This window comes from Lawsonibacter sp. (genome assembly GCF_022777125.1).
Lineage (GTDB): Bacteria > Bacillota > Clostridia > Oscillospirales > Oscillospiraceae > Lawsonibacter_A > Lawsonibacter_A hominis.
Window position 1 is genome coordinate 26,435 of sequence record NZ_JALFGV010000159.1, and the last position, 14,377, is coordinate 40,811.

Annotated in this window: 9 protein-coding genes; 4 read left to right on the top strand and 5 right to left on the bottom strand. The window is 63.6% G+C overall.

The genetic code is table 11. The features are described from left to right. Window positions 1-13: 13 nt before the first annotated feature. From acrB to MR825_RS13130, 3 genes are read right to left on the bottom strand one after another with little or no spacing between them, the layout of a single operon-like run. Entirely contained in the window at window positions 14-817 is an 804-nt protein-coding gene (gene acrB / locus MR825_RS13120; RefSeq protein ID WP_287881114.1) for an acryloyl-CoA reductase electron transfer subunit gamma, read from the bottom strand. 13 nt (window positions 818-830) lie between these two features. Continuing rightward, window positions 831-1,973: an acyl-CoA dehydrogenase family protein gene (locus tag MR825_RS13125; RefSeq protein ID WP_186907497.1), complete on the bottom strand. Its 1,143-nt coding sequence runs from the start codon at window positions 1,971-1,973 to the stop codon at window positions 831-833. A gap of 13 nt (window positions 1,974-1,986) precedes the next feature. After that, entirely contained in the window at window positions 1,987-3,615 is a 1,629-nt protein-coding gene (locus tag MR825_RS13130) for an acyl CoA:acetate/3-ketoacid CoA transferase (protein WP_287881115.1), read from the bottom strand. A 246-nt stretch (window positions 3,616-3,861) separates the two neighbouring features. On the opposite strand from MR825_RS13130, the gene MR825_RS13135 reads away from it, so the two are divergent. Continuing rightward, the gene (locus MR825_RS13135) at window positions 3,862-4,449 is read left to right on the top strand and encodes a TetR/AcrR family transcriptional regulator (protein ID WP_256176150.1); all 588 of its coding nucleotides are present in this window, start codon (window positions 3,862-3,864) and stop codon (window positions 4,447-4,449) included. A gap of 81 nt (window positions 4,450-4,530) precedes the next feature. On the opposite strand, the gene MR825_RS13140 is transcribed toward MR825_RS13135, so the two are convergent. Continuing rightward, entirely contained in the window at window positions 4,531-8,355 is a 3,825-nt protein-coding gene (locus MR825_RS13140; protein WP_287881116.1) for an S-layer homology domain-containing protein, read from the bottom strand. A gap of 459 nt (window positions 8,356-8,814) precedes the next feature. Between MR825_RS13140 and MR825_RS13145 the strand changes: the two genes are divergently transcribed. Together MR825_RS13145 and MR825_RS13150 are read left to right on the top strand one after the other, a co-directional pair. Next, window positions 8,815-10,269 (top strand): tagaturonate reductase, encoded by a 1,455-nt coding sequence (locus MR825_RS13145; RefSeq protein WP_287881118.1) that lies wholly within the window; start codon window positions 8,815-8,817, stop codon window positions 10,267-10,269. Beyond that, window positions 10,266-11,747: a UxaA family hydrolase gene (locus MR825_RS13150; RefSeq protein ID WP_287881120.1), complete on the top strand. Its 1,482-nt coding sequence runs from the start codon at window positions 10,266-10,268 to the stop codon at window positions 11,745-11,747. The genes MR825_RS13145 and MR825_RS13150 overlap by 4 nt, the downstream gene beginning before the upstream one ends. 202 nt (window positions 11,748-11,949) lie before the next feature. On the opposite strand, the gene MR825_RS13155 is transcribed toward MR825_RS13150, so the two are convergent. After that, a complete protein-coding gene (locus tag MR825_RS13155; protein ID WP_287881122.1) occupies window positions 11,950-12,624 on the bottom strand; it encodes a GntR family transcriptional regulator in 675 nt (224 codons plus the stop codon). Between the two features lie 320 nt (window positions 12,625-12,944). Between MR825_RS13155 and uxaC the strand changes: the two genes are divergently transcribed. Further along, a complete protein-coding gene (gene uxaC, locus MR825_RS13160) occupies window positions 12,945-14,375 on the top strand; it encodes a glucuronate isomerase (RefSeq protein WP_287881124.1) in 1,431 nt (476 codons plus the stop codon). The last annotated feature ends 2 nt before the right edge of the window (window positions 14,376-14,377 follow it).

Consider the following 14,377-nt stretch of genomic DNA (forward strand, 5'->3'; position numbering starts at 1 on the left):
TCCGCATCCTCCCTCAAATCATGTGCTGTTTTTCCAGCGCGGCGAAGAGCTGCGCCACCGCCTCTTTCGGGGAACCCTCCAGCAGGACGCCCGCGCCCTTCACCGGGGGCGAGAAGGACTTGTACACGTTGGTGGGGGAACCCTTCAGGCCGATGGTGTCCGGCTCGATGAGGGGCTCGTCCTTCAAAGCCGCATAGTCAAGGACCCGATAAGGCTTCTGATCGCACTCCAGAATGCCCTTGACGGTCATATACCGGGGGGTATTCAGCTCCTTGATACAGGTGATCAGGCAGGGCGTGGACACCTGGATGTTCATATAGCCGTCCTCCAGCATGCGGCGGACGGTGAGCGTGCGGCCCTCCTTCCGGATGTCGGCGGCATAGGTCACCTGCGGCAGGCCCAGCTTTTCCGCGATCTGGGGACCCACCTGGGCGGTGTCGCCGTCGATGGCCTGACGGCCGCAGAAGATCACGTCCTCCTCATCCAGACCCAGGTGCGCGATGGCGGCGGCAATGATCTGGGAGGTGGCGAAGGTATCCGAACCGCCGAACTCCCGGCCGGAGATGAGCACCGCCTCGTCGCAGCCCATGGCCAGCAGCTCCCGCAGCATCCCGGCGGCGGGGGGCGGGCCCATGGAGATCACCACCACCCTGGCTTCCGGATACTGGTCCTTGAGGGTCAGGGCGGCCTCCACCGCGTTCCGGTCGTCCGGATTGGTGATGGCGGCCATGCTGGAGCGGTCCATGGTGCCGTCGGCCTTGACCGCCACCTTGCCGGAGGTGTCCGGCACCTGCTTGACGCAGACAATGAATTTCATACCCTTCTCCTCCTTACTTGAGCAGGCTGCCCGAGATGACCATCTGCTGTACCTGCGAGGTGCCCTCGTAGATGCTGGTGATGCGGGCGTCCCGGTAGAAGCGCTCCACCTTGTATTCCTTGATGTAGCCGTAGCCCCCGTGGATCTGCACGGCCTTGTAGGCCGCGCGGTTGCACATCTCGGCCGCGTACAGCTTGCTCATGGCGCACAGCTTGGCGCTCTCCGGGTCCCCCGCATCCTTGCGCACGGCGGTGGAGTAGACCAGCTGGCGCGCGGCCTCGATCTCGGTGGCCATGTCGGCCAGCATGAAGCTGATGGCCTGGAATTTGGCGATGGGCTTGCCGAACTGCTTGCGCTCTTTGGCGTACTTGACGGACGCGTCCAGGCAGCCCTGGGCGATGCCCACCGCTTGGGCGGCCATGCCCAGGCGCCCGCCGTCCAGGGTCTTCATCGCGGTGGAGAAGCCCTTGTGCAGCGGGCCCAGCAGGTCGCTTTTGTGGACATGCACATCCTCCAGGATGATGTCGCTGGTGGGGTAGCCCACGATGCCCATCTTGTGCTCGGGCTTGCCGCAGGATACGCCGGGCAGCTTCATGTCCACAAGGAACATGGAGATGCCCTTGGAGCCTTTCTGGCTGGGATCGGTCTTGGCGTAGACCACCGCGTAATCCGCGAAGGGCGCGCCGGAAATGAAGGTCTTGCGGCCGTTGAGAATAAATTCGTCCCCAGCCTGCACGGCGGAGGTCAGGGTCCCGCCCGCGTCGGAGCCGGCGCCCGGTTCGGTCAGGGCGAAGACCAGGATCTTTTCTCCCTTGGCCACGGGGATCACGTAGTTCCGCTTCTGCTCCTCGGTGCCGCAGTAGAGCAGCGGACCCGCCCCCAGGGAGTTGGAGGTGTTGGCATAGATGGACAGCACCGGGGACACCCGGGCGAACTCCTCCACCATCATGGCATAGGCCAGACTGTCGCCGCCCTGGCCGCCGTATTCCACCGGGATCTTGACGCCCAGAAAGCCGCAGCGCGCCATCTTATCATGAATGGCGCGGTCAAATTCCCCGGTCTCCTCCAGCCGGTCCAGCAGCTCGTCCGTGAACTCCGTTTCCGCAAACTGCCGGAAAAGTTTGCGCAACATCTGTTGCTTTTCGGTCAATACCATTTTGTCAGCCTCCTTATGCTCGGATCGATTGGCCCAGGCCGCCCCAGTGTTCCTGGAAAATAGCCGGGTCCATGGTTTTCAAATTCTGGGCGAGCACCGGAACAAAGTCCATGTGGGCCAGGATATCCCGCTCCAGGTCGATGCCCGGGGCGATCTCGATCAGCGTCATTTTGCCGCCGATGAGCTGAAACACGCAGCGCTCGGTCACATACAGGATGGTCTGATCCGGCCGGGCATAGGGACCAGAAAAGGTGATCTGCTCCACCTGACGGATAAACTTTTTGGCCTTGCCCTCCTCGGCGATGACCAGCTTGCCGTCCTGTACCAGCACCTTGCTCTTGGCCATAAAGCTGCCGCAGAAGACCACCTTTTTGGCGCTTTGGGTGATATTGATGAAGCCGCCGGGTCCGGTAAGGCGGGCGCCGAACTTGGAAACGTTCAAATTGCCCGCCTCGTCGGCCTGGGCCAGGCCCAGCACAGTGATGTCCAGTCCGCCGCCGTCGATCATGTCGAACATGTCGTTGTGGAGCATGGTGCACTCCGGGTTATAGGCGCTGCCGAAGTTGGGCAGCGCGGCGGGCACCCCGCCCACCGCGCCGGTCTCCGCGGTGAGGGTGATCTGGTCGGTATATCCCTCCTCAGCCACCACCAGGGCCACGTCCGCGGGAATGCCGACCCCCAGATTGACCACGCTGCCAGCGCGCAGCTCCATGGCGCAGCGGCGGCAGAGCACCTTGCGGTCCGACATGGGCAGCTTGGGCAGAGCCTGCACCGGCTTTTTGATCTGACCGGAGAAGGCGGGCTCAAAGTAGACCCCCTCGGCCTGCCAGCAGGCCATGGGGTCGGTGGCCTGGACCACATAGTCCACCAGAATGCCGGGGATCTTGACCTGCTTGGGGTCCATCGTGCCCTTTCGGGCCACGTATTCCACCTGCACAATGACGATGCCGCCGCTGTTTTTGGCGGCCATGGCCACCGCAAGGCCCTCGTTGAGCACGCTCTCGTGTTCAAAGGTGATGTTGCCGTTTTCGTCGGCGGTGGTGCCCCGCAGCAGCGCTACGTTCAGGGGAAAGCTCTTGTAAAACAGGTACTCCTCGCCGGCCAGCTCTACCAGTTCCACCAGGTCTTCCGTGGTTGCCTGGTTCATCTTGCCGCCCTCGACGCGGGGGTCTACAAAAGTGCCGAGGCCGACCTTGGTCAGTAGACCGGGCCGTCCGGCGGCGATTTCCCGCCACAGGTTTACGATGACGCCCTGGGGAAGACAGTGACACTGAATTTTGTTTTGCCGCACCAGCTCGTTCAGGGAGAAGGCCGAGCCAATGTGGGCGCCGCACCACTTGGCGATCAGTCCCTCTCCGGCCTCGCCGAACCGGGTCACGCCGCGGTTGCCCTGATCCTGGGCGGGGCCGTCGGGCCGCTTCGTGCGGTCCCAACCCAAAAACTGGTTGCCGTAGCCCCAGTCTCCCATGGCACTGCCCTGCTTCAGATTCAGGTTTCGGGGGTGCCCCGTCTCCCGGAAGCGGTCCCGGATGGCACAGGCCACCTCCTCCGGCCAGCCGGACAGTCCCATGCCCGCCAGGCCAACGGTGGCCCCGTCCGGGATCCGTTCGGCGGCCTCTTGGGCGGTAAGAAATGTAGCCATACTGCTGCCTCCTTTTGTGAAATTGTTTTATGAATATGTTCAGCGAACTTGTTCGTTAATTATGTCACGAGGCAAAACGAAATGCAATAGGGCGGCCCCAAAAAAGCGGGTCAAATCAGAAAATTGTAAAAAAAGCCAAATAAGCTTGCTCAAATTGGGTGAACCGTCCAAAAAAAGGCCCTCCCGCACTTGGCAGGAGGGCCTGATTTTGATATAATCGTTGCAGAGAAATGGGGGGCGCAGGGATTGGAAGAGCATAAAAAGACCCGCAGGCAGCAGGCGGAGGAGACGAAGCGCCATATCTTTGAAGTGGCCTTGGCGCTGCTGGACCGCCGTGCGTTTGAGCAGATCAAGGTCCGGGATATCGTGGAGGCCGCCCAGGTCTCGGTGGGGACCTTCTATAACTATTATGCAACCAAGCTGGATGTGTACTATGAGACCTACCAGCTGGCCGACGAGTACTTTGAGGACGTGGTGGCGCCCGCTCTTATCCAGCCCACCGCACGGGAGCGGATCCTGTATTTTTTTGACGAATATGCCCGCTATTCCAGCGAGATCACCGATATCTCCCTGACCAAGCTGCTCTACAACTCCAACAACAAGTGCTTTGACCGCCCCTCTGAACAGGGGATCCGAAGGGTGCTGGGAGAACAGGTGCAGCAGGGACTGCAGGCCGGAGAGTTCCACAGTGAAGAAGGGGCGGCCGCCATGGTGGACTTTCTGATGATCGCTGCCCGGGGGCTGGTGTACAACTGGTGCACCCACGACGGCGGCTATCCGATTCGGCCGGCGATGAAACGCTATGTGGAACGCCTGCTGCGGGCCTGGGACTGAACAGGGCCCAAGGGGGACAAGCTGAGGGACGCGCTGCGGAAAATCCGCAGCGCGTCCCTTCCTTCTGCTGATACCGCCCGCTCAGAACAGCTCGGCGGCGCGGAGGATGAGGGTGGCCAGCTCGGCGCGGGAGGCGGTGCCCTGGGGATTCAGAGCGCCCGCGCCGTTTCCGGTGAGTACGCCCGACCCGCAGGCCCACTGCATGGCGGGGAGCGCAAAGACGCTGATCTGGCCGGCATCGGCGTAACGGAGGAGATCGGCGTCCGCTTCCACGCTCACGTCTGCGCCTGCGGCCTGGGCATACCGGTAGAGCATGGTCACGGTCTGCTCACGGGTCAGGGCGGCGTTGGGGGAGAAGGCGGCGGCGGAGGTGCCGGAGGTCACGCCGTGCTCGGCGGCCCAGGCCACCGCATCGGCGCAGTAGGAGTCCGCGGCTACGTCGGTAAAAGAGGCGGCTTCCGCCTCCGGCAGGCCGGCCAGACGGTGGAGCACGGTGACCAGCATGCCGCGGGTGGTGGTACCGGCAGGGGCAAAAGTGGTGCCGGAGGTGCCGGTAAACAGGCCCTGGGCGGTGGCCTGCCCCACGGCCTCGGCGTACCAGTCGCCGCCGCCCACGTCGGTGTATTTGGCGTCGGCCAGCGCTTTGGCGTCGCCGGCGGTCTTCACGCTGCCGGCGTACACGCCGCCCAGCAGGGAGGAAAAGGCCATATTGCTGATGAAGTTGAACTCATCCCGCTGGTGGAGCTTGTTGGTCAGGGTATTGGCGAAGAGCGCCAGGTTCAGGCCGTCCTTCTGGTAGGAGATGGCCTGGATGGAGTTGTCCAGGAAGTCGTCGTAATGTTCGCCGCCGCCCACCAGGAAACCCTCCAGCGGCTCCCGGGCGCCGTCCAGCCGGATCAGGACCTGGGCGCCTTCCGGAATGGCGGAGAAGTAGCCCGCGCCGTAGCCATAGAGCAGCTCGTCGCCCTCGCTCACATAGCTGGCGGTGATCAGGCTCTGGGTGGGATAGGTCACATAGGCCAGGGCGTCCATGGATTCGCTGCTGACGGTCTCACGGACCAGCGAGCCTGTGCTCAGCAGACAGCCGGGGATCTGGTTGCCCCTGCGGTCGGTATAGCCGGTGATGGCGCTGATGGCGTTGGAGCCGTAACCGATATAGGCCGCGCCGTTCTCCACGGCGGCTAGGCCTGCCTCGTCCAGGGCGGCGGCGCCGATGACGAGAGTGGCCAGGGAGGCGTCGTCCGTCACCTGGAAGCCCAGCAGCTCCATCGCCTGGCGGTCATAGTTATACTGGTAGGAGCCGCTGACCAGGCTGGTCTTGACAAAGCCGGTGCGGCTGTCGGAGGGCTTGCCGCTGATGTAGACCACGGGAGCCTTGGTGATGGTCAGGGACAGGGGCGCGTCGGCCTCGGCCACGCCGGCGCCGGAGAGGCGGTATTGGGTGCAGACGCTCCGCCAGTCGGAATAATCGCACAGGAAGCTGCCGGCCTGTTCGCCGGAGAGGATCATCCCCACCCCTTTGCCCGCCTGGAGCAGGGCGTTGACGGCGGCGGTGGAGTCCTCGGAGGCATTGGAGAGGATCACCTTGGCGCCCTCCACACCGGTGAAGCTGGAGGTGACGTTGGCCAGATAGCGCACGCAGTCCGCGTGGTCCATCCAGTCGCCGCAGGCGGCCCGGATGGTCCGGTAGGCCGTAGGCTCGGCGCAGGTGACCATGTCGAAGCCGCGGGTCTTGGCAAAGGCAGTGATGCCCTCGGAATAGAGGACGGGCCAGCCGGTGATGACGGTGCCGTCATACAGCGCGCCGTTGGCCACGCTCCGCTTGGCCTGGTACAGGGAGACCACCATGGTCCCGGCGGGATAGCGCACACCACTGTAGGAGAAGGCCGTTTCGGAGACCAGGATCTTTACGTCGTTGCGGGAGAGCCATTCCATCATGTCGGCGGCGGCCTGCAGGTTGGACTGATTGGCGCCGTCCAGGGGGATGATGTAGCACTCCGGATAGAAATTGCCGTTCTGACCCGCGCCGTCATACTCGGGACGGAACAGCTCGGCCTCGGCGCCCTCCACGTCATACTGGTCGCAGAACCACTGGCCTACCAGCTCGTAGGCGTCGGAGTTGGCGTTGGTCACGCCCCGCTCAAAAATTTTGGTCTGGGCCAGCAGATACTCCTGCTTGTTCTCTGCAATGTAGGCGGATTGGCCCAGTTGGCCGTACGCCACCGCGGCGGCCGCGTCGTCGTTATACGCGGGCACTTCTACGGTATAGGCCACGGTGCCGTGGAGCATGGCGTACTGGGGGGTGTAGGAGGTGGACATATCGTCCCAGGGATCGTACCAGCAGGTCTGGTCGGCCCCGTCGGCGGCCTTGGCGCCGGTGTAGCTCAGGTAATCGCGCTGGGGGATGACATAGCTGTTGTAGCCGTCGTTGTTGGCCACCGCGGCGATGCCGAGCGCCTCGCCGCCGGCCATCAGATGCTCGGCTAGCAGATCGTACTCAAAGTTGGGCTCGTGGGGGGGATCGCAGGGCTCGCACTGGAACTGCTTCACGCGGCCGTGGAACTCGGTGAAGCTGACGGGGTTCCAGGCGGCGATAAGCTGCGTCATGTTCTGGGTCTCCGCCTGGGTCTGGAAGGAGTTGTCGCGGTTCAGGTCAAAGCCGCCGGAGGAGGTGCGGGTCAGATAGGTGCGCCCCTCCACGTTTTCCTCTGGGACGATGAGGAAGAACACGTCGGAGAGCAGCTCGTCCACGTCCACGGTTTCGGTCTCTATGGTATAGTACTTGGCCAGATCCACCACGCCGGAGACGTTCAGACCCTCGCCCTTGAGATAGCCCAGGTAAGTGGCGGTGTCGGCCACCAGGTCGGGCACGGCCACGGAGCCCTCCGCTCCCACGGGACCCATCTGGGCGGCCAGCTCGGCTTCACCTTCAGCGGTAAAGCCGGTGAGCCGGTCGTAATCCAGCTTGCCGTCGTCGGCGGCGGCCTCCAGCAGCATCCAGGCAAATTTCAGGATGCCGTCGGAAGCGGCCGCCTCGTTGGCGTGAACGTTGGAATACAGCACGGGCACCTGATAGTCGCCCAGGGTACCGGCCTCAAGCTTGGCGATGAGGGCGGAGGGATCGTGCTCCGCCTCTTCCTGGATGGACTGCCACTTGGCCACGGCGTCCGGATTCTTCGCCACGATCAGATAAGGCATGTCCAGAGGCTCCAGGCCATTGTCGCCCTGGCTTTTGCCCATGGAACGCTTCTCCACATACAGGTCGGTGTTTTCCGCGGCGTAGGAGACCATCGCGTCGATCTGGGCGTAGATCTCAGGCATCGTGTGGAAGTTGTCGTAGGGGGTGATTTTCACGGGGGCCGAGCCAAGCGCCTTGCCGTCCACCAGGGCGGTCAGGCGGAAGTAGCCGCATACGTCCAGGTAAGCGCCGCCATTGGAGTGGGGAACGCTCGCATCGCTGCCAAAGTAGCAGACGCTGTCGAAACTTACGCTCAGATACACCTGGCCGTCCACCGTCTCGGCGAAGGAGACCACATTGGTGAAAAAGGGCGTCTCTCCGTCGGAGCAGACCCAGTCGGACAGGCCGCCGCCCGCCGTCTGGTTGGGATACAGCACAGGGTCCAGATAGGCCTTGCCGCTGTCGCGCAGCAGGGACCACTCGGCCTTCCCGGCGGCCTGGGCGGCCGCCTCTTCGGTCATGCTCACGGGGATCCTGGCTTGGAAGGAGCGGGCGGCGGAGAGGTTAATGCAGTCTTCGCCGCCGTCTTCCGAGACGTTGGCCACGCTCCCGGCGGGAGCGGCGGTCTCCTCCGCGGCGTACGCCGGAACGGCGCACAGAGAGACCAGCAGCGCGGCGGCCGTCCATACAGACAGCAGCCGGCTTTGCAGGGACAGGAGTTTCTTCATAGGGGTCACCGTTCTCTTCCTTCTGTGGAATTTTGCAAGCGGCCTTGCAATGCAGGGGATAAAATGAATAATATCCGTCTAATAGCGAATAATTATTGGTGAAAAGATAACACCATATGCGGGGGCTGTCAAGACTAAAACGCACTATTTCAAAAAATATGGAAAGGAGGACGGGAATACCGCGCCGCCCTCAAAATAAATGGCCAGATAAATATTCATATATTTCGGTTACCGCTATGTCTACGGAAGCAGGCGCCGTTCCGTTTCTTGGCCCGGCCGCTCCTACCTGGAACGGGCGGGCCTTGCTGTGCCGGGCCCCTGCCGGGGCGGCGCAGGGAAGGGCTTTGCCCATGGGCGGACAGGGCAGAAAAAAGAGGATTGACAGACCGAAGATCGGAACGTATGATATATTACAGATATATCACAAACGCTGGGATCGTGGGAAAGGGGTTTTGAATGATGAGACGGCTGACCTATGCCGCCCTGAAGGAAGGGGACGGCGGCATCCTCCGGCAGGCGCCCGAGCGGGTGCTTCAATTTGGCGAGGGGAATTTCCTCCGGGGCTTTGCCGACGATTTCATCGACCGGATGAATGAACGGGCGGGATTTTACGGAAGAGTGGTGGTGGTCCCGCCGGCCTCCGCGGGAAAGGCCGGGCGCATCAACGCCCAGCAGGGGCTCTACCAGCTCTGCCTGCGGGGAAAGCAGAACGGCGCGTTGGTGGAGGAGCGGCGGATGATCCGCTGTATCAGCCGGGCGCTGGATGTGTTTGCGGATTGGGACGAGCTGCTGCGCACCGCCTGCCAACCGGAACTGCGCTTTGTGATCTCCAACACGACTGAGGCAGGCATCGTCTACGACCCGGCCTGTCGATGGGACGACCGGCCCCCCGCCTCTTTTCCCGCCAAGCTGACCCGGCTGCTGTGGGAGCGCTGGCGCTCCGGGGTGTCGGGCTGGGTACTGCTGCCCTGCGAGCTCATTGCGGATAACGGAGCCGTACTGCGGGAGTATGTGCTCCGCCACGCCGCCGACTGGGGGCTGGAGGAGGCCTTCCGGCACTGGCTGGAGACGGAAAACCACTTTTGCAGCACGCTGGTGGACCGCATCGTTACCGGCTATCCCAAGCAATGGGCGGCGCAGCTGGACGAGGAGAACGGCTACGCCGACGCCCTGCTGGACACGGCGGAACCCTTCGGACTGTGGGTCATTGAGGCCCCGGAGGCCCTGGCGGAGGAGTTCCCCGCCCCCCAGACGGGCCTGCCGGTGAAGTTTGTCTCCGACCATCACCCGTACAAAGAGCAGAAGGTGCGCATCCTCAACGGCGGTCACACCGCAATGGTGCCCGCCGCGTTCCTGGCGGGACATGATATCGTTCGCACCTGTATGGAGGACCCCGCTGTCCGCGCCTTTTTGGAAGGGGCCCTCTATGAAGAGATCATCCCCACGCTCTCCCTGCCGCGGGAGGACTGCGAGGCCTTTGCCCGGGCGGTGGAGGAGCGCTTCGCCAACCCCTACATCGACCACCGCCTGCTGGACATCGCCCTGAACAGCGTGTCCAAGTGGCGGGCCCGGGTGCTGCCCAGCGTAAGGGCCTATCCGGCGGGGGGCGGGCGCCTGCCCGTGCGGCTCACCTTCTCCTTCGCCGCCCTGGCCGCATTCTACACCCAGGGCATGCGGAACGGCGTACCCTATCCCGTCCGGGATGACGCCGCCGTAATGGGATTCTTCCGCCAGACGAAAGGCCTGGCTCCGGAAGCGCTGATCCGGGCGCTGGCGGCGCGCACCGATTTCTGGGGAGAGGACCTGAACGCCCTGCCCGGCTTTGTCCCGGCGGCGGGACGGGCTCTGGAGCGCATCCGCGCCTGCGGCATGGCCGCCGCCCTGGCCCGGTGCCAGGAGGAGGCGGGCCTATGAGCGTGCTGCGTATCCATCCCAGGGACAACGTGGCCGTCGCCCTTGCTCCTGTTGCGGCGGGGGAGCGGGCGGTCTATGCCCGGGGGCAGGCGGTCACCGCGCTGGAGGAGATCCCGCAGGGCCATAAACTGGCGCTGGCCCCCATCGCCGCCGGGGAGGCGGTGATCAAGTACGGTTATCCGATCGGCCGGGCCAAGACCGACATCGCCCCCGGCGCCTGGGTGCATACCCATAACCTGGGCACCGGCCTGAGCGAGGACGTAACGGCGGCGGCGGAGGTGGACGCCTCTGCGCCGGCGCCGCTGCCGCCCCGCACGTTCCGGGGATACCGCCGCCCCGACGCAAGCGTGGGCGTGCGCAACGAGATCTGGATCGTGCCCACAGTGGGCTGCGTCAACGGCGTGGCCCAGGCGCTAGCCCGGGCGGCGGAGCCCTATGCCCGGGGGAGGGTGGACGGCGTATACGCCTGGCCTCATCCCTACGGCTGTTCCCAGATGGGGGACGACCAGGCGTATACCCGGCGGATCCTATGCGGCCTGATCCGCCACCCCAACGCGGGGGGCGTGCTGGTGTTGGGGCTGGGGTGTGAAAACAGCGGGATCTCCGTACTCCGGGACCTGCTGGGCGGCTGGGACGCGGAGCGCACGGCGTTTTTGGAATGCCAGGCCGCGCAGGACGAGCAGCGGGAGGGCGAAGCCCTGCTGCGCGCGCTCATCGACCGGGCCGCCGGAGATGCGCGGGAGGAGATCGGAGCCGGCGAGCTGATCGTGGGGTTGAAATGCGGGGGCTCCGACGGGCTGTCCGGCGTCACCGCCAATCCGCTGGTGGGTCGGGTGGCCGACCGCCTGGTGGCCATGGGGGGCACCGCGCTGCTGGCGGAGATCCCGGAGATGTTCGGGGCGGAAGGGGTGCTCTTCCGCCGCTGCGCCGACGAAGCGGCTGCACGGGCCCTGCCGGAACTGGTGGGGGACTTCAAAGACTATTTCGTACGTCACGGCCAGGTGGTCTACGAAAATCCCTCGCCCGGCAACAAGGCGGGGGGCATCACCACCCTGGAGGAAAAATCCCTGGGCTGCGTCCAGAAGGGCGGCAGCGCTCCCGTCAGCGATGTGCTGCGCTATGGCGAAGCGGTAAAAAAGCGCGGCCTGTGCGTGCTCCAGACTCCGGGCAACGACCTGGTGTCCACGACCGCCCTGGCGGCGGCGGGAGCCCAGCTGATCCTGTTCACCACCGGCCGGGGGACCCCCTTCGGCGCGCCGGTGCCCACCCTCAAGATCGCCACCAATACCGCGCTGGCGGGCCATAAGGCAAACTGGATCGACTACAGCGCGGGCGGTCTGGCCCAGGGCGGGGATTGGGAGCAGCATACGCAGGCGCTGCTGCAAACGGTGCTGGACACGGCCTCCGGCGCCCTTACCCGGTCGGAGCGGGCGGGCTACCGGGACCTGGCCATCTGGAAGGACGGCGTGACGCTTTGATCCGTTGCTCCCTGCAAAAGCGGCAACGTCCGAGGGGCGGACCCAATTGGGTCCGCCCCTCGGACGTTGCCGCAAAGTGCGATGTCGGTTCACGCCGTGCGCGCCGCTGCAAGAAGGGGATCAAACTTGCTCCCGCCGCTCCGGCGGCGGAAAGCGGCGGGGCTTTTTGCGCCCGCCTCCGGCAAAGCGCTGTCCGGTCCGATCAAAACGAGGTGTGCATCATGGTGTTGATGGCCTCCTGATAGGACAGATGGATGTGATCGGAGAGCAGCCGGCAGGACGTTTCCAGGTCCTGCTCCAGGATGGCGTTCAGGATGTCGATATGCTCCCGGTTGCTCGCCCGGTACCGGGCAGGCCGCCAAGCGGTGACCCGGATCAGGTTCAGGTAGTCCACAATGCTGCGCATCAGGTTGGTGGCATATTGATTGCGCAGAGTATCCACCAACTCCAGGTGAAAGCGGTTATCCAGCTCGATCAGCGGGGCCGCCGTTTCGGCGGAATTTCCCGCGCTGTCGTCCTCATGCTGGAGCAGCAGGGCACGCATGTCCATGGCCCACTGGGGGTCCACCATGGAGAAGCACTGGCGGAGGATCATAGGCTCCAGCAGGGAGCGGATCTCGAAAATATCATGGATATCCTTGGGCGTGGGGCGGGTGATCTCAATGCCCTTTCTGGGGTGTACGGTGACCAGCTTATCTTGCGCCAGAGCCAAAATGGCCTCCCGCACCGGTGTGCGGCCCAGCTCCAGCAGCTCCTGAAGCTGGGATTCGTTGATAAATTGTCCGGGGGTCAGGTCCTTTTGCAGGATCATGGTCTTGATCTGGTCGTACGCGACCTGAGACAGGCGTTCCCGATTTTGGGAAGGCGCTTTTGCCATAAGGCACCTCCAGCTGTAATATATCAAATGATTGAAAAAGGATAATAAGTAATATATCACGAACAAGGACAGTATACCAGCGCATTCCAGAAATGTCAAGGGCGCAGGCAGGCAAAATGTCAAGGTCTCCTGTACAAAAGCAACAGATGGTTTGCGGAATGAAATACTTTTTTAGCGAAATGGTCGGTTTTCTGCTTGACACCGGGAAAAAACTATGTTATGGTTTGCTACAAGAGATATATCACAAATATATCATTAGCACAGGACGGAACTTTGGACAGAACGGCAAAACCCGTTGAAACGGGACGGAGGATGGAAGCATGAGACCATTCCTGGACGAGGATTTTCTGCTGGATACACAGACAGCCAGAGAGCTTTACCACGGTGTGGCGGAGGGGCTGCCCATTTTGGATTACCACTGCCATGTCAGCCCCCGGGAGATCGCGGAGGATCGCGTCTTTCACAACCTGACGCAGCTGTGGCTGGAAGGGGACCATTACAAGTGGCGGCTGATGCGCGCCAACGGTGTGCCGGAGCGGCTCATCACCGGGGAGGCTCCGGACGAGGAGAAATTCCAGGCCTGGGCCGCCACCCTGGAGCGGGCGGTGGGCAATCCCCTTTATCATTGGAGCCATCTGGAGCTCAAACGCTACTTCGGTTATGAAGGACACCTGACCGGGGCCAACGCCAAGGCGGTTTGGGATCACTGCCAGGCGGTGATCGGAGACGGGCTGCACGTGCGCGGCATCCTGAAGCAGTCCAACGTGACCCTTGTGTGTACCACCGACGATCCGGCGGATACGCTGGAGTGGCACGAGAAGCTTGCCGCGGATCCCTCCCTGGAGACCAAGGTCCTTCCGGCGTTCCGGCCGGACAAGGCGGTGAATTTGGAGCAGGAGGGCTTTCCTGCCTACCTGGAGCGTCTTTCCGCCGCCGCGGGGATGGAGATTCACGATTGGCGGAGCCTCACCGCCGCCCTGGACCGGCGGATGGATTTTTTCACCGACCACGGCTGCGCGGTGGCCGACCACGGCCTGGACAATCTCTGCTTCCGCACTGCCGGGGTACCGGCGCTGGACGCCATCCTGAAGCGGCGTCTGGCCGGAGAGCGGGCGACGGAAACGGAATTGTGGCAGTACAAAACGGCGCTGCTGCTGTTTTTTGGCCGGGGGTATGCCAAACGGAACTGGGCCATGCAGCTGCACTTTGCCGCCCAGCGCAACAACAATGCCCGCATGTTCCGCCGGCTGGGACCGGACACCGGTTACGACAGCATCGGCCCCGCGGTGAACCTGCCCGGTCTGGCCGCCTTCCTGGATGCGCTGGAGGAGAACGGCGAGCTGCCCCGGACCATTCTCTATTCCCTGGACCCCAACGACAATGCGGGCCTTGTGAGTCTGATGGGCTGCTATCAGGGCGATGGGGCGCGCGGCAAGCTTCAGCACGGCTCGGCCTGGTGGTTCAACGACTGCAGGGACGGCATGGAGGCCCAGATCCGGAACCTGGCCGCCGGCGGCGTGCTGGGCAACTTTATCGGGATGCTCACCGACTCCCGCAGCTTTTTGTCCTATACCCGGCATGAGTACTTCCGCCGCATCCTGTGCGGCGTGCTGGGCCGCTGGGTGGAGGAGGGACAGCTTCCGGACGACCGGCACGCTCTGGAGGGCCTGGTGGCCGACATCTCTTACCGCAACAGCGTTTCCTATTTCGGCTTTGGCCGCTATCACTTACGGGGGGCAGAAACGTTATGAGT